Source organism: Psychrobacter sp. AOP31-B2-9, from assembly GCF_052378005.1.
GTDB lineage: Bacteria > Pseudomonadota > Gammaproteobacteria > Pseudomonadales > Moraxellaceae > Psychrobacter.
The window spans coordinates 1-22,203 of the sequence record NZ_JBQSXG010000051.1 but is presented as its reverse complement, the minus strand read 5'-3'; the positions used below and the strand labels follow the sequence as shown (position 1 = coordinate 22,203).

The following is a 22,203-nucleotide window of genomic DNA, read 5'->3' as shown; positions in this document are numbered from 1 at the left end:
TGCCTTGCCTCTTATCACGCCAAATATAGCGATAAATGCTCATATGACTGATACCAGCATGAACGCCAGATATTTGCTCAGGACTCCAGTTCTCTTTAAGCTTGTCTGTCACCCATGCCCAGATATCAGCCACAATAGTTGTGGCGTTGTTAGCCCGTCTGTCACAAGCCTTGTTATTAGCATGCTTTGCTCGGTAACCTCGTAGGCTTTTATTGCGTCTGATTTCTCTCGATATGGTGCTAGGGCTTCTACCTAATGTGTCAGCTATAAATTTAATATTATGTTCTGCCCCTATAAGGGCATAAATCTGGTATCGTTCCCCTAGGCTTAGATGTGTATAGCTCATGGTTGCAATCTCACTTTGGTCGGTGGATAAAGACTTTGATGCTAGCGCATCTAGGTCTTTTTTTCACCTGCTCTTTGAAATTGCACTTCATGTGTTAATCTAAGTTATAAAAAGAACCATAGCTACCATTCCTTAATTTTTTATCATACAAAGACTCCCACAATGGCGATGACCGTATTCTCTCGTTAAACTCCTTCCTAGTCATCAATACGATAGGATTTTCTCTCTCAATGCCTGTCAAGGGTGCTGGTGGTGCATAAAGTGGCTCATCGTTAGGGTCTGGTGTATAACCATCAGGGAAACAGGCACTTTGAAATGCTTCATAGGCGTGCGCTGAAAGTGTGACAAAGCCAACAGCTAACACGATAAGACTGTTTAACAACAATTTTGATTGAATCATGATGTTCCATAGCCATTTTAAAATAAGGATACAGTCAATGCTTATCCTGTCCCAAACCACCAAATACCTTCGTATTTTAATTTATAGCTAGGATACTTTAATCAATAGTCATGCCAGTAAACATATCGTATTTGCAGTTAACCTTACCCCAAAAAGATATATTTTTGCCATCATACTCGATATAAGTATGGATAGTCTCTGCATCCGATAGATATGCCTTATTATTCACTTTGTCCATATACTGCTCATACAGCTTATCAATGATCTCGCTAGCGGTTTTATCATCTATATTATCTATTGCTAATTTGAGAGTTTCGATCATCTCAATCCTTTCTTGCTCTAGGAGCTGGTGGTGATACTGATTTCTTTGTTTAAGATCATGATTGCCATAAGATAACTGAGTAAGCCTCTGACTCTCTTTCCAGTAATGTCCATCTAAATGACTCGTGACACGAATATAACTATTAGCACCCATCAGCTCTCCTAACGTTTTAAAACTATAAGAAGAACCATAGCTACCATACTCTAACTCTTTATCATACAAAGACTCCCACAGTGGTGATAACCGTATTCTCTCGTTAAACTCCTTCCTAGTCATCAATACGATAGGCTTTTCTCTCTCAATGCCTGTTAAGGGTTCTGGTGGCGCATAAGGCAGCTCATCGTTAGGATCTGGTATATAACCATCAGGGAAACAAGCACTTTGAAATGCTTCATAGGCGTGCGCTGACAGTGTGACAAAGCCAACAGCTAAAACGATAAGACTGTTTAACAACAATTTTGATTGAATCATAATAATAAAGCTGCCTGTTATTTGATACTTCTATCCTGACGAATGAGGTTCCATTGCCATTTAAATAAAGAGAGTAAACTGTCTTCGTATGGATTTTTTATTTCCGTATTGATTTTATTTGGATAATCCATCACGTTATCTGTGTAGCCTTGATAAAAAGCATGAGGTGTCGACTGACCGTTGTCAAAAGTATGAGGTAAGCTAAAACTATGGCCCAATTCATGAGAGATCTTTCCTAACCTAGTATTACCAGATGCAAACATAACGACTGTGTTTCCCCAGACGGTTTTTTTGGCAGAACAACTAGAACAAAGTGTCTGCTCTGTATTTTCTGCCGCCCCGTAGACTGCATAACTGAAATTTCCTGATAGTGGCTTATATACAGGAAAGTCTGTAAAAAAGACATATGTTTTTTGGTTATCACCATCATCATTAAGCTTCAGCTTACGGGCATCCTCATAGAGTGCTACCATTGTATCGCTAAAGGATTTAGCATGTCGGCTATCTATATAATAAGTATTTGTCGCAGGGTTAACCTGAATATAAGTCTTCATATTCTTATTTAAATTATCCAACATAGGTCTGGTAAACTGCTCACTGTTGGTGATATCCAAACTTGGCTCTCTACTCACCGTGCCTTGAACTAACGATTGGTTTAAAAAATACCGATTAACATACTGTTGTATGTCAATAGGATTAGGCATGGGAGACTCTTTTCCGTTCTTGAAGATGATGTAAGGAACTGCCTTAATATCAGCTTGCTTGATCGTATCATTCGGGTACACACACAACAAACCAACCGTTTTGGTTATTTTTTTAGTAGTAGCGATGATCTTAATGACTCTCACCTTATCACTACCAGTCGTGGCGGTAATATTTATTTTTTTACTGTTATCTCTATAGCGTCTAATCACTTTATTTTGCAGTTCTGGACCGTCAAAATGTCGCTTTAACTCAGTCTCACTCCCTCCCAGCAAATCAGCCAAAGTGCTAATACCTGGTGCTGTGATGCTGATACCACTATCATTGCCCGCATCAAACGAGATAGCAATACTTTCAGGACTCTGCAATGGGCAGATAGCTACTCCTAACAGTTGTTCTTGCTCCACTTGTAAGTATAGATCTACGCCAGTACTATTTTCATCTGAGCTATAACTGGTTGGAAAAATAGATAACCAAGCTGGTACGTAAGTTTCTTTTAGTACTGTTTCGATACTTTCAATTTCAGCGATTTTTTTGTCTGAAGAACTAAACCTACTATATTCATTAATTAAATCTTCAACTTTACCTTTATATAATCTCATAAGTGTAGTGTTATTTGTTGAAGAATCTTTACCTAATTCATATACTTCCTCAATATCGTAGATATACTCATCTCTTAGCCAATCAAAACCATAACTGCCATCATAATAATCTATAGAGCCTTTTATCTCATTAGCTGATAACGGCTTGATATCAGGCCGTCTAAAATGTACGGTAAACGGTTGCATTCTAGATATAGTAATTATAGCCGTACATTGACCCGTTCCAGTTGTACTTGTGGATGTTGGCAAATGACTAGAAACTGCCATAATTGATACCTTCAATCTGTAGATAAATTTGCATATTATAGACCATCTTTAACTTATCAGCGTGATTGAATACTGCCATTAACAGACCTGCGGTAGCAGCCTTACTCATACTGCTTACAAAGATTTTATACATAAAAAAAGCCCAACAATATTGGGCTCTTATAATAAGGTTATCAGTCTATGAATTACAAGCTACTTATGACAAATGACGACTTATAAACCTCCGTCATCTTTTAATTTATAAACGCACACGTGAGCCATTACTGAGCAAGCGATAGGCGATGGTATAAAATATCGCACAGAATACAAAAATAGCCGCCATCGAATACCAAACATTGACATCAGAGTAGCCAAGGATACCGTAACGGAATGAGTTGACCATATAAACGATAGGGTTCAATAACGAGATATTTTGCCAAAATGGTGATAGATTTTCCATCGAATAAAACACGCCACCAAGATAAGTAAGCGGCGTCAACACAAAGCTTGGAACGATAGAAATATCATCAAATGAGCGAGCAAACACGGCATTGATAAAGCCGCCAAGTGAAAATAAGATAGACGTGCCTAGTACTGTAAATACGGTCACAAATAAATGCTCAATACCTAAATCGGTAAAAAACAGCGCTACTATCGAGACAATAACGCCAATAGCCAGCCCGCGGAAGATACCGCCACTGATATAGCCCATCAAAATCGCATGTTTGGATACTGGCGATACCAATAGCTCTTCGATACTGGCCGTGAATTTGGCACTAAAGAAGCTCGAAACAACGTTAGAGTAACTGTTGGTAATGATCGACATCATAATCAGACCAGGTACGATAAACTGCATATATGGCACGCCGCCCATCTCACCCACACGCGAGCCAATCATCTTACCAAAGATAATGAAGTAAAGACTCATCGTGATGACTGGTGGCAGCAACGTCTGTGGCCAAATTCGCAAAATACGGCGAACTTCTTTTAACAGAATAGTGCGAAAAGCAATCCACTTTTTGCTCAATGACATGGTTTTATTAGGATCTATTATTTCTTGACTCATAACCCCGCCTCCTTCATGCTATCTGCACTTTGAATATTTTTATCCACCAAGCGCATAAACAGCTCTTCTAGTCGATTGGCTTTGTTGCGCATACTTCCTACTGTAATACCTTGCTCTGACAGCTGTTCAAAGACACTATTCAAAAACTCACCTTCCGTTAACGTCACTTCTAGTGTCTGCTCATCAGGCTGTGAAACTCCTGTCACTCCTTCCAAAACCACTTGATTGGTAAGCGGTGTTTCTAAATCAAAGACAAACGTCTCAACGGATAGCTGCGCGAGCAAATCTTTCATTTCTGTATTAATACGAATCTCACCATGATCCAAAATAGCAATACGCTTACATAGCTGCTCCGCTTCTTCTAGATAATGAGTAGTCAGAATAATCGTGGTTTTTTCTTCGATATTAATTTGCTGCATAAATTCCCACATAGAGCGGCGTAGCTCGATATCGACACCAGCAGTCGGCTCATCCAAAATCAATAATTTTGGCTTATGAATCAGTGCGCGTGCGATCATCAGACGGCGCTTCATACCACCTGATAGCTCACGTGATTTACTATCGCGTTTATCCCACAGACCAAGTGCTGTTAGCAGTCTTTTCGCTCTAGGACGTGCTTCTTTAGCAGAGATACCAAAGTAACCTGCTTGGGTAATCAAAATATCTTCGACTTTTTCGAACATATTAAAATTAAACTCTTGCGGTACGATTCCAAGATATTGCTTAGCAACAGATGGGTTCTCTAGTAAATCAGTACCAAAAATATGCACACTGCCTGTCGTAGGCTTAAATAACGAACTAATAATACCAATCATCGTTGACTTGCCTGCACCATTTGGACCAAGTAACGCAAAAAATCCACCTTGCGGTACGGTTAAATCCACCCCTTTTAGTGCTGAAAAACCATTGTCATAAGTCTTGGATAAATTCTTTATCGTAAGTGCTGGTACCTCAGACATGAAGACCTCTTTGTTTGTTATAAAGTATGTAAAAATATTTTGAGATGATAACTGTATATAAGATATATTGTAATGTCATAAAATGAGGTTGCTGTTTGAGAATTTCAACCACAATACGCCTTAAGTCTCATATTGATAATATTGATGATTAAAAAAGCGCCTATCTCATTGAGTGAGATAGGCGCTTTCTAGATATAAATCGTAAAAGCTTAGCTAAGCACTTATTAAAGATTAGCTTGCTGCTTCAACCATATAATCTACAGCATTTTGGACTTCTTCGTCAGGGATGTCTGCGCCACCTTTTGCAGGCATTGCATTAAAACCGTTGATAGCATGGGTATATAAGGTATCTGTACCTTTTGCTATACGAGGTCCCCAAGCGCCAGCATCAGCGAAAACAGGAGAGCCGAGCAAACCAGCTGCATGACAAGTATGACATACGGCATTATATACAGCCTTACCATCACGAGGTCCATCACCAGCTGCTGGACCAGCAGCACGTGCAGTTACATCACAGACTTCATCGTCTTCAAAGCATACGGTAGCCACAGGCTGAATACGAGCAATCAAGTTAGGATATAATGCAATAAGCTTTTGCACTTGCGGCGTATCTTGTGGAATTGGCTCTTCTTCAGCAACAGGTGCTGCAGCGGCAGTTTCTTCAGTGGCAGCATCGCCCTCTGTTGTATCAGCAGCAGCTTCGGTGTCAGTATCTGACTCAGTTGGTGCGCTTTCTACAACTTCTTGCGTTGCTGCTGCATCAGAGGCAGCTGCTGGCGTTTCTACAACACTTTCGGCTTGGCTCACCGCGATACTAGCAATTCCTAGAATGGCAGCTGCCGATAACATAACTACTTTTCTCATTCGTCACGTTCTCTTATTACATGTACAAAGGCTTGCACGGCTCAGACAAACTGTTTGTCCTCCTTTGATGATAACTAGTCATCAATAGCAAACAGAGTGCTAGCATGCTGGCACACTTGTAATCGGTGATTATAAATATGAATTCTCCCTAGCATTATAAGGGAAAAGACAGGTAAATTGCCATGCCTGTTTAATGACTATCTTGTTTTTTCTGAAAAAACATTAATCTCAGCCTTGATTTATTGGCTTTATGCTATTTATTTGTTAGACTAAGCGGTCTTTATTTTTCGATACTTCATAAGACCTTTGACACCTTTTAAGGTACTGTGTTGATCAATATAGCAGACTGTTTATTATGCGCTCGTAGCTCAGTTGGATAGAGTATCGGTCTCCGAAGCCGAGGGTCGTGGGTTCGATTCCCGCCGAGCGCACCACTATTTATAGCTTAAGTTTTGTTCAAATATCACCTCAAGCATTATATTGTTTGAGGCTTTTTTATGTCTGAAAATTTCTTTGAAGTATTTATTTATAAGGGTTAGTAGTTATATATTCATCAACTCTTAAGAGGCTGTCCACTCTCTAATGATATAATCACGATAAGGGTGCATGCATGTACTCTACCTCTTGAAAATCGGTGACCAAGTACTCGGTGAACCGCCCCAAGCTCTTCATTAACCCTTTGAGCATCAAACACACTTTCAAGCTTACCGCCAAGTGCTTCACGGTTGTTAGTGGTGAGTATGCCTTGTGGATCATTGTAGCCACTGACACCACTTTTGGTGATGCTGCTATCACTGTCACTATCTGTGCCGTAGCCAATGCCGTTCATGGTGGCTTGTGGTTTACCGGTGGTATTACCAATGCTTAGACCAATTGATAATGCCTCACCTTCATAACTCGTGGTATTTTTAATATCTTGTGAGCTAACACCTTGTTTAAAGACGATGTTGCTCTTGCCATTGGCTTGAGCTTCTTTTGAGGTGACAAACACGCCACCTTTGAAGGTGCCTTTGCCTTCAGCGACAATGTCGGCTTCGTTGGAGAAAATACCAGACTGCTCTCCAACGGCTTTGTAATCAGAGTTAAGATTGGTCTTGCCACCATTGACCGATAGGCTAGAGCCTGTACCTTTGGCAAGATCAAGGTCAGCACTAAAGCCCATGTTCTTTTGGTCGCTAGCAACCGCCGCCATGCCTTTCATACGCGCGCTGTCAGTATTACTACCAGCGTCAACGAGACTATCAATCGCTTTGGCATTGTCAATTAAGCTGTTAGAGACGGAGACGGTGAGTCCGCTTTGCTTAAAGCTTTGCTCGCTTTGATTGGTGTAGACGTCGGTGACGTTGTCAATATTAACGTCTTCAGCGCGGATAACGACGTTGCTCTGACTCGAATTTCGGGAGTCATAATCAACTATAGATTACTGGGCTAAAAACCTAGCCTACGTGCTACCAACAATTTAACCCATTATTTTTCAGTTATGGCCTATGCCCTAATTGTTGTTCAAAGATTAACCAAGATTCTTGGTCACCCTCTACAATATCACTGTATAACTCCCAATCGCTATCTACAATTTTTTTTAGAATAGGGTGCATATATTCTTCGGATAAATCTATATTTTCATCATGAAAGTATTTAAGCACTTCAATATCATCAATTTCCTCGGAATAGTATACTTTCAAGCCATAGCCTATATTTTCACTACATAAATAGTGCCAAACCACCTCATTATCATAATTAGTTTGCAGATAAGTTTGGTAAATATACACAAATTGGTTAGTCGATCTAAGTTTTGCTCTGATCATTTTATTTTCTCTCTTTTAGATGGTTTTTCTGCCGGATAACTGTAACTATTATTTTTATCTGTAGTTATCTTAATGTCATATGCCTTATTAGTTCTAGTATTGTATTGATAATGGATGGTAGTATTTCTTCCGTCTGCTCTTTTTATATTTGCTTCCATCTTCTGAAATCCTGCATCTATCGGAAACCTAGTATCATTATTCATATTTTGTAACCGTCTACCTGCTTTAGGATTATTAACAACCTGATTCCACAAAATTTGTTCCTCAACATTTCTTGGCGCTGTAACTTGAGGTGGTGTTTTATTAGGACTAGCAGTGCTAATTCTTTCTGCCGCTTTGATTCTTTCCATAGTCCTAGCCGAGTTATTTGCTCTATCATTTGTAGTCTTATTAGAATTAACTTTGGTTGGACCACTACCAGTACCAGTATATATAGGTAGGCCTAAAGAAAGTAGCTGAGTAACTTCATCTTTACTCAAAGCATTAGCTAATGCCTTTCCTGTCAGTCCTTTTTCATTCACTAAGTAGTTATGTCTAGCTAATGTAAGTGCTTGATCCAAATTTTGTGTATAACCAAGAACACCTACTGGACTCCAGTGATTTGTTTCCAAACTCGCTATAGTACCTTTTTCATTATCAGCTGCTTTTGCAAACTTATTCGCTAAGTTATCGTTAAGCATTTGGACTTCAGCTAAACTAAGATCACCCTCTTTGACCATTTTTAGTACTATTTCACCAAATAGTTTACTAGCTTTTTGGTAGAGAGCTTCAACGTTTGCTCGGCAACTACTACTGTTACAAGATTCGTAACTCTTTAAGAATGCAGTTAGTTCAGGCGCTTTACGCTTTTCTAGTTTATTGTAAAGCTGCTTCTCTTTAGCAGTAAGTTTGTCATAAGCCTGTGGTACAAGCATTTGATTGTTCTCAACCGCAACCTTACTGGTCTCAGCTGCATTAGCCGCATCATTTGCATTACCCGTAGTTGCACCGATAGTCAGACCGACTGCACTAGTAATAGCACTAATGGTATCTTTTTGCTCAGCAGTTAGGTTGGCAGGATCACTACTACCATAGAGAAACTTCGATAAAACGGGAGCCGTAGCCTCACCTGCTCCTGCCGAAATACCGCCCGTCACTGCATTATTACCAGTCGCATAGCTTACAGCAGCACCAAGAATGCTATGAGCTAATATATGTCCCGCTTGCTGGCTGCCAGTAAGACTATCTCCTTGGGTCTCACTTTGTTCTTTATAGTATTGTCCAATTTGATTAGATACAAAAGGACTAGCTACTTTAGCGACATAGCCTGTCGCGCCGTTTGAATTTGGTCCATAGATAGCGCCAGAGATAGCATCAAACAATAATCCTTGGTTTTGTACTTTGTCTGCTTGTTCGATAAGTTTATCGCGAGCTGTGGTATTACCTAGCTGTCCTTGTTCTTCTGCCTCATCCCTTAACTTCTTCTCCTTGGCATTAATCTCATTCTTGACTTTACGACGTTCTTGGTCAAAGGCTTGGGTAATCTGCGTCTGCGCCCCAAGCTCCTCATTGACCTGACTAGCATCAAATACATTCTCAAGAGTGCCCGCATACTCAGCACGGTTATCCGTCGTGATATCACTGTTTCCAGCAACACCCGTAATACCTGCACGAGTCACACTGCTATCACTGTCACTATCTGTGCCGTAGCCAATGCCGTTCATGGTGGCTTGTGGTTTACCAGTGGTATTACCAATGCTAACACCTGCAGAAATGGCATCGCCCTCATAGCTGGTGGTGTTTTCTATGTCTTGAGTCGTAATGCCACCTTTACTGACATAGTTGTTTAATCCATTTTGTAGGGCTTTGTCCGTGGTGGTAATCGCGCCGCCTATCAGATTGGTTGTGCCTTCGGTGGTAAGATCAATACCACCATCCCCTGTGAAGACGCCTGACTGCTCACCCACGGCTTGATAGTCAGCATTGACATTGGTCTTACCGCCATTGACCGAGAGACTGGAGCCTGCACCTTTGGCAAGATCAAGATCTGCACTAAAACCCATGTTCTTTTGGTCGCTGTCATAGGTAGCGGTGTATTAGTTTGAGATATAAAAAAAGCTACGATATATTAAGTATCGTAACTTTTAGGTTAGTCATACATTTTAAAAACTACTATCTTATATAAAGTTATTTTTTTAGTTACCAGATTTCTTAAGCATATTGTACAGAATTAAGATATAACTTCTAAATATACAGGCTCACTATTTAGCTCAATCTTTTTAGGATCATAGACTACCTCATTTTTTCTATTTTTATGAAATGTGAATGTAGAAAACTTGCCAATATCATCGTCTTGAAAGCTTACTAAAACAGTCAGACTTTCTAAAGGAAAATCACCATACCATTTTTCCTTAAATTTATTTAAAAAAATTATTGATTGAACGAAAGGGTCTTTATCCGTAAAATCTTCGATATGGAACTTATTAGTTGAAGCCTCAAAGCCAGAAAAATCAAGAAAGTCTGTTTCAATTTCTTTCTTATTGAGGGAACCCTTATTATAGTTAGTAGGAAAGATTTCCGCTAAAAAAATACAATCATCAACAGCTAAGAAACCTTGCTTAAGTACATCTTCCAGTCTTTTGTCTAAATCGCTTTCAAATATCATATTCTTGTTAGATGTTAGATAACTTGACATCAGTGAGTTAGTATAGATCATGATTATTCTCCTAAGTATTTTAAGCCTTTATTAATACCATTTCTAAAATTATCGTTTTTTAGTAATTTTTGTATAGACTTTGGTGCTACTAGACCATCAGAAATTTTACCAGTGTAGAGTTTTCCGTCCGCTGGATTATAATAGTACTTAGCGTTGTTCGCATCTTGATAATGTACTTGGCCAGGTCGCTCTCCAGGAGCTGGATTTTCCACATCTATTCTTGCTTTTGAACCTTTTTCTTTCCAAACAGTTTTACTACTAGTCTGAGTACCATTTGCTCCTAACATGGATGAACTTGAAGCGCTATTAGACGATTTACTGGTAACACCTTTAGCAACACGCGAAGCACCTACACCTACTGCGCCTTGAGCTATTACCCCAAGTATACCATCTTCTCTATACGCCGCATCACTTTGCCATCTTGAGTATCGACTTACAAACTGGTCATTATTAAACGTTACCCCTGTACGTAAGCTTCCCGTGCCAAGCCCACCTAAATTCTCTATTTGAGAATATAGTTTAGGGTCAAAAAGTGTGTCACCTTTATATTTCTCGCTACCTGCGTAGTAATTTTTAATATGTTTACCACATCTTTGATAGTTGTAGTTTGTCTCACAATCATTGATGAAGCTAGCTTGCTGTACTTTATCAAGCTTTTGATAAACATTGTTGACACGTGTTATACATTTTTGATTACCGTTACAACCTTTTAGACCTTTGAGCCAATTCTCTAATTGTATATGATTCAAATAATTATTCTGAGTCTGATTAATACTATTAGCCGTACTGGCAGTATCTCCACCAGCTGTAGCAGCGATACCTGCTGACAGTCCTAAAAGCAATGCTTTTTTAGTCGCTTCGTCAACCCCATGCTCATCTAAATAACGACCTACTGCTGATATAGAGACTGCGGTCGTACCACTGGCTAATGCACCGTCTACACTTCCTGTGGCAATAGCACCAACTAGCGTATGCAGCGCAACACGATAAGTACCACCTTCTGCCCATTTATCGGCTTCATCTACTCTACCTTGTTCGATAAGTTCTATTTGTCGATTAACAGCAAAGTCCCCAACCGCTTTAGGTGCTTCTTTGCCAAACTCCTGCGTAATCTGCGTCTGCGCCCCAAGCTCTTCATTCACTTGATTGGCATCAAACACATTCTCAAGGATGCCTGCATACTCTGCACGGTTATCAGTCGTGATATTCCTGTTTCCAGCGACACCCGTAATACCTGCTCTGGTAATACTGCTATCACTGTCACTATCTGTGCCGTAGCCAATGCCGTTCATGGTGGCTTGTGGTTTGCCGGTGGTATTACCAATGCTAACACCTGCAGAAATGGCATCGCCCTCATAGCTGGTGGTGTTTTCTATGTCTTGAGTCGTAATGCCACCTTTACTGACATAGTTGTTTAATCCTTCTTGTAGCGCTTTGTCAGTCGTGGTAATCGCGCCGCCTATCAGATTGGTTGTGCCTTCGGTGGTAAGGTCAAGACCACCATCCCCTGTGAAGATGCCTGACTGCTCACCCACGGCTTGATAGTCAGCATTGACATTGGTTTTGCCGCCATTGACCGATAGACTGGAGCCTACACCACCGCCTGCTATATCAATATCAGCGCTAAAAAGCCCATGTTCTTTTGGTCGCTGTCATAAGTTGCGGTGTCTTAGTTTGAGATACAAAAAAAGCTACAACACATTTTTTGTATTGTAGCTTTGATTAGATAATAAATCTCTTACTAGGTCTTGTAACCTCTATTCAAATCACATACTAGTTAAGAAAAACAATGTACACTAATCACAGCAATATTTTGCTCCGGATCTTCTTCTAAAGATACATCTAAACCGTTCGATACACTGAGTCCATATTTATTATCATTGTTTATTAATAAGAAACTCTCACCCGTTGAAGTTCTTTCAAGTTCACCGAATTCGGCAAGATCGATAACTTTATCTCCAAGACCATATTTTCCAAGTATTCTACCTTCATACTGATTATCATTATTTGTTTTAAATACATTGATGCAATCGAGTTTCTTTTCAGAGTTGAAAAAAAAATTCATAATAATGTCAGTATTTCCATATTCTTGGTCGATTTTACTAAAAACTTCTAAATAATCACCGTTATCTTGAAAATAATAATTTTTGTCAAGTGTTTCTAATGATCTTCTTACATCATCATAGTCCTGATTTAAAATAGTAAAACCGGCAATACTTTCGCCTGGTATTATATCAGCGCTAAAATCTACTTCATGTGCACCCACTACTGTATACTCCATGTTTTTTTGTCAAAATTATAAATTATCCTTTGACCTTCTCGATTAAAGTAAGTTGTGTTTTTCGATAATTTATTATCGGGAAGGTAATGATTTGAAGTATCGATAAACTTAAACATACGTCCATCTTTATATGTTATTTTTCGATACTCACCTCTATGTGTAGATTTTGGATTAACTGGACTATATTGAACAGCCTGAACTGTTTCATGGTTACTTATATTATAGACTTCTGCATTACCTGATGCCCTTGATGCAGGCTTGGATGTATTATAACCATTAATTTCAAAGTAAGTCCTTAGTTCCTGAGAATCTAATTTAGCTAGAGTCTTTACATCATTTTTAAAATCAATATGCTTAGGAATATTAGCTTCTTTTGCAAGTTGTTCTCGATATACTTGAGGATTGTTATAACGTACCTCTGATACTGTCTTTTTAGCCACATTCGTACTTGATGTAGCATACTTGCTTGTAGTATTGACTGCCTTGTTAGCAGCTACACTATATCCTAATCCTCCTGTACCAAGTATATCGGCTGCTAATTGTATGTTTCTAGCACCTTTGTCCGTAAATCCCAAACCTTTTAAATTTTTAATCAAATCACCTGAGCTTTGTTGACTAAGCGGTTTACCGTAGTTATTAAACCCAGTCTTAATATGATCAAAAGAGCTGGTTGCACCTGCTGATCCCGCAATAGCAGCGGCATAGCAACCAAGTCCTGCTGTCTGTGCACAAGCGTATACAGTACCACCAATTGAACCTACAACTCCAAAGCCGCCACCAGTAGCTTGTAGTATTGGCTTAAGCTGAGTATTTAAAACACTTTGATCTGCTTTGTTTAATTTAAAATTTTCACTATCAAGATAGGTGATTATTAGTTCAGGATTGCTTTTAAGCTTGGCTAACGTTTGACCTCTTAGATTCACATAATTTTTCTTAACATACGGATTTTCAACGAAGTTTAGCATTTTATCGATAACATCATTGCAGTCACCACCTGCAGATCTACATTTACCTTCAAAAGAGCTTTTCTGAATGTTGTATATCTTCTCTACTTCTTGTTTTGTTTTCTTACTTATATTTTTAAGATCTGCATAATAGTAATTATCTTCAACCGCAACTTTACTCGTTTCTGCTGCGTTAGCAGCATCACTGGCATTACCCGTCGTTGCTCCAATACCAGCACCCAAAGCACTAGTAATGGCGCTAATCGTATCTTTTTGTTCCGCAGTTAGTTTAGTAGGGTCACTGCTACCATAGAGAAACTTCGATAAAACTGGGGCTGTAGCCTCACCTGCCCCTGCCGAAACACCGCCAGTCACTGCATCATTACCAGTCACATAACTTACTGCAGCACCAAGAATACCATGAGCTAATATATGTCCCGCTTGCTGGCTGCCAGTAAGACTATCTCCTTGGGTCTCACTTTGTTCTTTATAGTATTGTCCAATTTGATTAGATACAAAAGGACTAGCTACTTTAGCGACATAGTCTGTCGCGCCATTACTATTTGGTCCATAGATCGCTCCAGAGATGGCATCAAACAATAATCCTTGGTTTTGTACTTTATCTGCTTGTTCGATAAGTTTATCGCGAGCAGTTGTATTACCTAGCTGTCCTTGTTCTTCTGCCTCATCCCTTAACTTCTTCTCTTTGGTGTTAATCTCAGTCTTGACTTTACGACGTTCTTGGTCAAAGGCTTGTGTAATCTGCGTCTGCGCTCCTAACTCCTCATTGACTTGACCAGCATCAAAGTTATTCTCAAGCTTACCCGCTAGGGCTTCACGGTTCTCAGTGGTGAATATGCCTTGTGGATCATTGTGACCACTGACACCACCTTTGGTAATACTGCTGTCACTATCGCTGTCTGTGCCATAACCAATACCGTTCATACTGGCTTGTGGTTTGTTATTGGTGCTACCAATACTGATACCTGCTTGGATGGCATCGCCGTCATAGCTGGCGGTGTTTTTAAGGTCGGTTGCGGTCACGCCTTGTTTAAAGACGATGTTGCTGTTGGCTTGGGCTTCTTTTGAGGTGACAAACACGCCACCTTTGAAGGTGCCTTTGCCTTGGGTGATAAGGTCGGCTTCGTTGGCGAAAATACCAGATTGCTCCCCAACTGCTTTGTAGTCAGAGTTAAGATTGGTTTTGCCACCATTGACCGATAGGCTAGAACCTGTACCTTTGGCAAGATCAAGATCTGCACTAAAGCCCATGTTCTTTTGGTCGCTGTCATAAGTAGCGGTGTCTTGTAGCGATTCGATGGTCATGTCGCCGCCGATAACGCCTTGAATCTTATCTGTATTCAGTACACCACCTTTGATGTTTAGATCATTACCAATATCAAGGGTAGTGTTGCCACCGACATTGATTTGACTGTTGGCATAGGTGGTGCTGTCACTGTTGGCATAGCCTTTGCCACGACTGGCACTGGCAGTGATACCTGCACTAGTGTTTTGACCAAAGCTGGCATAACCCCCAATGGCGGTACTTGAGCTTTGGTTATTACTACGGGTATTACTGTTTTGCGCTACACCATTGACGTTTAAGTCATTGTCCGCTTGGAACAGCGCGTCATTGCTGACGGTTAGATTACTGCCATTGATATTGATATTACTATCAGCACCTGCCCCTGTGGCGATCAGGGCAAGGTTATTGGTGTCGATATTTGAGCCTTGATTGACCTCGGTGACGCTTGAGCTGTTTGATTGAGTCTTTGAAGTACCCCAAGTGGCTTGGATGCGGGTGTTGCCCACACCTTTTAGATTACCACCTTGTAACGCCGTTAGGGCATCCGATCCTTGCTTAGCGAGTGCTTTTGTCTTTAGCGTGGCGGCGATGCCAGCCATGCCTTTCATGCGAGTGCTTTGGGTATTACCACCCGCATCTATAAGGCTGTCGATGGCTTTGGCATTGTCAACCAGACTGTTAGAGACGGAGACGGTCAGACCGCTTTGTTTAAAGCGCTGTTCATTTTGTTGACTACTGGTTTCTATGACGTTATCGATATCAATGTCTTGGGCGCGTACGACGACGTTGCTTTCGGTATGGAAGAGCTCAGTCTCATAGTTAAAAATATAGTATATATAATGATATGCACTGTAAGCTTAACTTAATATGATAAAATCAATCATCGTTAGACTTAAACAATGGGTTTTCTTCAAAAAATGGCAAAGATTCTTCATAATTGTAACTGCCAGCTTGCCATAAGATTCGCATAATATGATTAAATCTATCCAAACAGTACTCAACTTCTTCTTCATTATATCTATCTAAATCGCAAGTATTATTTGGGTTTCTGTGAAACTCAATTAGGAGGTTGATCCTTAGTCCTAAGAAGTATATGTTTTTTGATAACTCCATATATTATCTTCTTCTAAAGAAAAATAGAAAGATTGCTCTCCCCAAAAGTAGTGTTTGTAATTTTCTAAAGACATAGTACTAATTCCTTATTGGCATAATCATAAATACAAAACGAAAATGGTATAACATAAAAAATATAGATAGTATCTAAGATACAGGGTATTACAAAAGAGGGTTTCCGTTAACTATATAATCATTAGTATTAAAAGGTATTTTCCCCCATAGTATTCTCATAATGTGGTTAAATCTATCACGACAATAATCAACCTTCTCCTCATCAAAATCCTTGATGCTATAAAAATCCGAGGAGTCTTTGTGGCTTTCAATCAAGTTGTTTATGTTAGAGCTCAAATAGTGAAGGTTTGCTGCTAATTCTCTATGTAAAAAACCATCTCCTTCTAAGCTTCGACATAATTTAATCAAAAAATATTCTAACTTCCAATACTTATCGAAACACCAAACGCCATTTTCTTCTAAAGAATAGTTGAAAGAATCTTCATCCCAAAATATATGATTGCACTCTGCATATGTCTTAATAACCATTTTTAATCTCCTATTTTTTTCATATTTGCATCAAAAGTACCATTTCTAGTATTTTTGCTACCCACCTTTTCTATTGAATCAGCTTGTTTCCAGACTCCTCCATTATGTGCACCATTCCCATCGCCACTACCAATATCACGCGATATAACTTTTCCTGTTTTTGGGTTTATAAAAACAGCTGGTCTATTCCTACCTCCTGTCTGCTTTTTTGTATAACCCAATTTTTTAGCTGCTTCGAATGCCTCTGCATCAGTTTGATAGTATATCTGTCCTTTTGCAGCTCTAGCGCCATCACGATTGGGATTTGTACTATTTGGATCTTTTGGTGGTGGTTTAGCAGTTACGTTTTTCGGTGGTGGAGAAGTAGGAGGATAAACTTTGGGGTTATACCAGCGTCCGTCAGTACCTTTGTAAGCTGTAACTCTTTTGCCATTAGCATCTACAAATGTAACTAGTTTTCTTCCATCGGATGTCGTTTTACCATTGTACGTGGCACTATCTGGTAGAGAACTCCAACAGTCATTATGTACCCAAACCCCATACGTACTATCATTACCTGTGACAAAGTATGTATGATCGTTATCTACAGTTAAATTATACGCAGATAATGGCTCATCCGTTTGTCTTACACTTTGAACGACTTGCCACTGACCATCTTCTGATAATAGCTGATAACCTGCTTTTAGATTACTAGCGTCTATCCATTGTGCATTATCAATATTGCCTCGATAATTATGTCCTTCTGATGATTCTGGTCGTTGAGCACTTGTATTGACTTGGGTAAAGAAAGGGTGAATCTTGTTGGATACGATAGTTTGCGTATTACCATTGCTGTCCTTAATATTAATATATACGGTAGCATTGTAAGCATTATTATAATGATCCGATACGCTTTGATAGCTTAATTTTCCAGTTATTTCATTCTTAGACAGCACCATATTACCAATCTGAACTTCAGAAATAGGTCTATAGCCCGCAATCGTCTTAACCAACATATCTCCTCGAAATGAACAAGTATTATTAGATTTGTTGGTAGGCTGTTTAGATGTTTTATTAGCTTTTTGTCCAACACCGAACCCACCCACTACCGGAATATCTAAAGCGAGAAGCTGGGTAATTTCATCTTTACTCAGCGCATTAGCTAATGCTTTTCCTGTCAGTCCTTTTTCACTCACTAAGTAGTTATGTCTAGCTAGTGCGAGCGCTTGATCTAGATTTTGTGAATAACCAAGAACACCTAATGGGCTCCAATGGTTTGTTTCCAGACTTGCTATTGCACCTTTTTCACCATCTACTGCTTTTGCAAACTTATTCGCTAAGTTATCGTTAAGCATTTGGACTTCAGCTAAACTCAGGTCACCCTCTTTAACCATTTTTAGTACTATTTCACCAAATTGTTTACTGGCTTTTTGGTAGAGAGCTTCAACGCTTTCTCGGCAACTACTACTGTTACAAGATTCGTAATTCTTTAAGAATGCAGTTAGTTCAGGCGCTCTACGCTTTTCCAATTTATTATAAAGCTGCTTCTCTTTAGCAGTAAGTTTGTCATAAGCTTGTGGTACAAGCATTTGATTGTTCTCAACCGCAACCTTACTTGTCTCAGCAGCATTAGCTGCATCATTTGCATTACCTGTAGTTGCACCGATAGTCAGACCGACTGCACTAGTAATAGCACTGATGGTATCTTTTTGCTCAGCAGTTAGGTTGGCAGGATCACTACTACCATAGAGAAACTTCGATAAAACGGGAGCCGTAGCCTCACCTGCTCCTGCCGAAATACCGCCCGTCACTGCATTATTACCAGTCGCATAGCTTACAGCAGCACCAAGAATGCTATGAGCTAATATATGTCCCGCTTGCTGGCTGCCAGTAAGACTATCTCCTTGGGTCTCACTTTGTTCTTTATAGTATTGTCCAATTTGATTAGATACAAAAGGACTAGCTACTTTAGCGACATAGCCTGTCGCGCCGTTTGAATTTGGTCCATAGATAGCGCCAGAGATAGCATCAAACAATAAGCCTTGGTTTTGTACTTTGTCTGCTTGTTCGATAAGTTTATCGCGAGCAGTTGTATTACCTAGCTGTCCTTGTTCTTCTGCCTCATCCCTTAACTTCTTCTCCTTGGCATTAATCTCATTCTTGACTTTACGACGTTCTTGGTCAAAGGCTTGGGTAATCTGCGTCTGCGCGCCCAGCTCCTCATTCACCCGACCAGCATCAAAGCTATTCTCAAGGATGCCTGCATACTCTGCGCGGTTGTCCGTGGTGATATCTTCATTACCTGCAATACCCGTAATACCAGCGCGAGTGACACTGCTATCACTGTCACTATCGCTGCCATAACCTAAGCCGTTCATACTGGCTTGCGGTTTATTATCCGTTTGACCGATGCTCACACCCACTTGGATGGCATCACCGTCATAGCTGGTGGTATTCTTGATGTCTTGCGTCGTGATGCCACCAAGACTCTCATAGTTATTACGTCCTGCGTCACGAGCGGCTTCGGTGGTAGTGATCGCCCCGCCTATGAGCGTGGTTTTACCATCAGCGGTAAGATCAAGACCACCATCTCCGGTAAAGAGTCCTGACTGCTCGCCAACGGCTTTGTAGTCAGCATTGACATTAGTCTTGCCACCATTGACCGATAGGCTAGAGCCTGTACCTTTGGCAAGATCAAGGTCAGCACTAAAGCCCATGTTCTTTTGGTCGCTGTCATAAGTAGCGGTGTCTTGTAGCGATTCGATAGTGGTGTTACCACCGATAGTGCCCTGTGCTCTATTCGTGTTAATCACGCCGCCTTTGATACTTAAGTCGTTACCAATGTCAAGGATTGTGGTGCCACCAACGTTGATTTGGCTGTTGGCATAGAAAAGGCTACGATTCTTTATGAATCGTAGCCTTTGATTAGCCTGAGTTTATTTTTTCAAGTGTCTAAAAATATCAATGAACGGCTATCTTATAATTCTAAATATCTAAGTATTTAGTCATATCAATTACAGGTTCACAGTAAGCGAATTCAGAATCTTCAGAAAATTCTTCGGCGTCGAAAACTATACTTTTAATTTTACTATCTATTTTCCATGCTATAAAATAGCCAATAGGATTATCAGGAATGTCAATTTGAACATATATTTTTGAATCTAAATTGATAGAAATCATATGAAGCCATAGTAAAAATTCAGCTCTTGACAGATCTACATTTTTAGAAAAATCAATGCTTGAGCGAATCTTTATATCTTTGTATATATCAATATCCGAAATATTCCAAAAAATACTAGCTTTTTCATCATCTCCTTCGAGGTTTGAAAATAATTCAGAATTAATTACTATAGCAACTTTCAAATCATTAAACTTATCTAAAAATAATTTAATAAGCTTCTCAAAGTTGACTTCTTTTTCAAAATCAATATTTAAATATTTCATATTTATCTCAAGTTAGTTAGATTGTAAATTCTTACAGCTTCTTTAAAGTCATTAGGGTTAAAAGCATCGCTTCTAGACATATTAGATCGAGTTTTATCTATGTTTCCTTTGTCTCTCATAATTTGTTTTAAGTTGTGATACTCTCCTCTGCTCAACGTAAAAATCTCATTAGCATTATTAGAGCTGACTGGAATCAACTGATTGCCTCCATCTCCATGTCTTGTATATGTTCTACCATTGACTTCAATTTTTAAATCGCTAACTGGCGTTCCTAAACCATTCTTAATATCTTTTATATCTTTAGCTACATCAACCACATTGTTGTTGACTATTGTGTTCACATCTTTAGGCGACTGGTGCTTCACTTGTGTCAAATAATGCCTTTTATGTGGCACAGTAACCTTATCAATTTTATCAGCCCATTTTTTTGCTAACTGTTCAGATGCTGCTCTAGCTGCTTTCCATGTTTTATATGTGCCAACAGCTTTACCAGCATACTTTACAGCGTAACCACCTGCTGCACCACCTACAGATGATATGGCAATTCCAGTTACAGCTGACTTAGCAGCGGATTCTATTTCACTATTAGTCGCAAGCCTCAACTCACTACTAGAGGCGCAAGAATGATTGCTAGTCGGTAAACACCAAATCAGATCTCCATCTTTATTTTTCATTAATTTTGAATTTTTTAGATAACTAGGCAAAGCATCTAATAACTCTTCCATTCTTTCATTCATCTTCCGAGTATCTTCAGCCAACTGTTTATTAGTCTTATTTCTATCACCACCCATATGGTTGTCTTCAACCGCAACCTTACTTGTTTCAGCTGCATTGGCTGCGTTACTCGCACTGCCAGTAGTAGCACCAATACCTAGACCTAAAGCGCTAGTAATACTACTAAGGGTATCTTTTTGCTCGGCAGTTAATTCATCAGGATTTTTAGTGTCAAATAAGAAGTCAGATATAATAGGTGCTGTAGCTTCTCCAGCACTCGCTGAAACGCCTCCAGTCAATGCATCGTTACCTGTTGCATAACTAACAGCAGCACCTAATATACCTTGAGCTAAAATATGAGCTGCACTACCTTGTTCTGATCGATTGCCACCATCTATACTATTAACGACTTCATTTGCTTTAAAATAAGTCCCAATCTGGCTAGCGACAAAGGGACTTGTAACTTTAGCAACATAACCTGTAGCGCCATTACTATTCGGGCCATAGATAGCACCAGAGATGGCATCAAACAATAATCCTTGGTTTTGTATTTTATCTGCTTGTTCGATAAGTGTATCTCTAGCAGCTGTATTGCCTAACTTATCTTGCTCCTCAGCGGCATCCCTTAACTTCTGCTCTTTCTTATTAATCTCCGTCTTAACCTTACGACGCTCTTGATCAAAGGCTTGGGTGATCTCTACCTGCGCCCCAAGCTCTTCATTCACTTGATTGGCATCAAAGTTATTCTCAAGGATGCCTGCATACTCGGCGCGGTTGTCTGTCGTGATATCTTGACTGCCTGCAATACCCGTAATACCAGCGCGCGTGACACTGCTATCACTGTCACTATCTGTGCCATAGCCTATACCATTACTATTGGCCTGTGGCTTGTTCTCAGTCATACCCAAACTAACACCGACTTGGATGGCATCACCGTCATAGCTGGTGGTGTTCTTGATGTCTTTCGTCTCTATACCGCCAAGACTCTCATAGTTATTACGTCCTGCGTCACGAGCGGCTTCGGTGGTGGTAATCGCTCCGCCTATGAGCGTCGTTTTACCTTTAGCAGTGAGGTCAAGACCACCATCACCTGTGAAGATGCCTGACTGTTCACCGACTGCTTGATAGTCTGCATTTAAGTCAGTCTTGCCTCCATTAACCGAGAGGCTAGAGCCTGCGCCACCGCCTGCTATGTCAAGGTCAGCGCTAAAGCCCATGTTTTTTTGTTTGCTATCATAAGTGGCCGTATCCTGTAGCGATTCGATGGTCATGTCGCCACCGATAGCGCCTCGGGCACGATCTGTGTTAATGACCCCGCCTTTAATGTTGACGTCATTACCGATATCAAAGGTGGTGGTGTCACCAACATTGATTTGACTGTTGGCATAGGTGGTGCTGTCA

General features: G+C 40.0%; 19 protein-coding genes and 1 tRNA gene. 1 reads left to right on the top strand and 19 read right to left on the bottom strand.

Translation table 11 applies throughout. From position 1 onward, the window contains the following. The 8 genes from ACT3SX_RS07750 to ACT3SX_RS07715 all read right to left on the bottom strand — a co-directional run. Nucleotides 1-346: transposase (locus tag ACT3SX_RS07750; protein ID WP_444526321.1), on the bottom strand; the 346-nt coding region annotated here is incomplete at its 3' end. A gap of 94 nt (nt 347-440) precedes the next feature. After that, complete coding sequence (locus tag ACT3SX_RS07745) at nt 441-746, bottom strand: hypothetical protein (RefSeq protein WP_192992440.1); 306 nt, start codon at nt 744-746, stop codon at nt 441-443. A gap of 97 nt (nt 747-843) precedes the next feature. Then, nucleotides 844-1,539, bottom strand: coding sequence for a hypothetical protein (locus ACT3SX_RS07740; RefSeq protein ID WP_192520304.1), 696 nt, complete (start codon nt 1,537-1,539; stop codon nt 844-846). 17 nt (nt 1,540-1,556) lie between these two features. Beyond that, the gene (locus tag ACT3SX_RS07735) at nt 1,557-3,110 is read right to left on the bottom strand and encodes a hypothetical protein (RefSeq protein WP_442062906.1); all 1,554 of its coding nucleotides are present in this window, start codon (nt 3,108-3,110) and stop codon (nt 1,557-1,559) included. Next, entirely contained in the window at nt 3,097-3,243 is a 147-nt protein-coding gene (locus ACT3SX_RS07730; RefSeq protein ID WP_192520302.1) for a hypothetical protein, read from the bottom strand. Before ACT3SX_RS07730 ends, ACT3SX_RS07735 begins: the two co-directional genes overlap by 14 nt. A 105-nt stretch (nt 3,244-3,348) precedes the next feature. Beyond that, complete coding sequence (locus ACT3SX_RS07725) at nt 3,349-4,122, bottom strand: ABC transporter permease (protein WP_192520308.1); 774 nt, start codon at nt 4,120-4,122, stop codon at nt 3,349-3,351. Nucleotides 4,123-4,151: 29 nt separating this feature from the next. Next, nucleotides 4,152-5,114 (bottom strand): ABC transporter ATP-binding protein, encoded by a 963-nt coding sequence (locus ACT3SX_RS07720; protein WP_192520301.1) that lies wholly within the window; start codon nt 5,112-5,114, stop codon nt 4,152-4,154. A gap of 231 nt (nt 5,115-5,345) precedes the next feature. Further along, on the bottom strand, nt 5,346-5,978 hold the full coding sequence (locus ACT3SX_RS07715; RefSeq protein WP_192520300.1) for a c-type cytochrome: 633 nt from the start codon (nt 5,976-5,978) through the stop codon (nt 5,346-5,348). A gap of 357 nt (nt 5,979-6,335) precedes the next feature. On the opposite strand from ACT3SX_RS07715, the gene ACT3SX_RS07710 reads away from it, so the two are divergent. Further along, a tRNA-Arg gene (locus ACT3SX_RS07710) sits at nt 6,336-6,412 on the top strand. A gap of 119 nt (nt 6,413-6,531) precedes the next feature. Here ACT3SX_RS07710 and ACT3SX_RS07705 read toward each other — a convergent pair. The 11 genes from ACT3SX_RS07705 to ACT3SX_RS07655 form a co-directional block, all read right to left on the bottom strand. Next, entirely contained in the window at nt 6,532-7,179 is a 648-nt protein-coding gene (locus ACT3SX_RS07705; protein WP_192992441.1) for a hypothetical protein, read from the bottom strand. A 277-nt stretch (nt 7,180-7,456) separates the two neighbouring features. Further along, a complete protein-coding gene (locus ACT3SX_RS07700; RefSeq protein WP_192992442.1) occupies nt 7,457-7,783 on the bottom strand; it encodes a hypothetical protein in 327 nt (108 codons plus the stop codon). Beyond that, entirely contained in the window at nt 7,780-9,825 is a 2,046-nt protein-coding gene (locus ACT3SX_RS07695; protein WP_442060937.1) for a VENN motif pre-toxin domain-containing protein, read from the bottom strand. The genes ACT3SX_RS07700 and ACT3SX_RS07695 overlap by 4 nt, the downstream gene beginning before the upstream one ends. A 167-nt stretch (nt 9,826-9,992) precedes the next feature. Beyond that, nucleotides 9,993-10,478 (bottom strand): hypothetical protein, encoded by a 486-nt coding sequence (locus ACT3SX_RS07690; protein ID WP_192992506.1) that lies wholly within the window; start codon nt 10,476-10,478, stop codon nt 9,993-9,995. A 2-nt stretch (nt 10,479-10,480) separates the two neighbouring features. Beyond that, complete coding sequence (locus ACT3SX_RS07685; protein ID WP_192992507.1) at nt 10,481-12,013, bottom strand: hypothetical protein; 1,533 nt, start codon at nt 12,011-12,013, stop codon at nt 10,481-10,483. Between the two features lie 242 nt (nt 12,014-12,255). Beyond that, nucleotides 12,256-12,744: a hypothetical protein gene (locus ACT3SX_RS07680; protein ID WP_192519884.1), complete on the bottom strand. Its 489-nt coding sequence runs from the start codon at nt 12,742-12,744 to the stop codon at nt 12,256-12,258. Continuing rightward, on the bottom strand, nt 12,744-15,617 hold the full coding sequence (locus ACT3SX_RS07675; protein WP_192519883.1) for a hemagglutinin repeat-containing protein: 2,874 nt from the start codon (nt 15,615-15,617) through the stop codon (nt 12,744-12,746). The genes ACT3SX_RS07680 and ACT3SX_RS07675 overlap by 1 nt, the downstream gene beginning before the upstream one ends. 667 nt (nt 15,618-16,284) lie before the next feature. After that, nucleotides 16,285-16,665 (bottom strand): Imm41 family immunity protein, encoded by a 381-nt coding sequence (locus tag ACT3SX_RS07670; RefSeq protein WP_192519882.1) that lies wholly within the window; start codon nt 16,663-16,665, stop codon nt 16,285-16,287. Nucleotides 16,666-16,667: 2 nt separating this feature from the next. Next, nucleotides 16,668-19,553, bottom strand: a complete 2,886-nt coding sequence (locus tag ACT3SX_RS07665) for a polymorphic toxin-type HINT domain-containing protein (RefSeq protein ID WP_318779538.1) — start codon at nt 19,551-19,553, stop codon at nt 16,668-16,670. Nucleotides 19,554-19,629: 76 nt separating this feature from the next. Further along, complete coding sequence (locus ACT3SX_RS07660; protein WP_192519880.1) at nt 19,630-20,088, bottom strand: hypothetical protein; 459 nt, start codon at nt 20,086-20,088, stop codon at nt 19,630-19,632. A gap of 2 nt (nt 20,089-20,090) precedes the next feature. Beyond that, nucleotides 20,091-22,203, bottom strand: a 2,113-nt coding sequence (locus tag ACT3SX_RS07655) for a hemagglutinin repeat-containing protein (RefSeq protein ID WP_444519094.1), incomplete at its 5' end; no start/stop codon positions are given.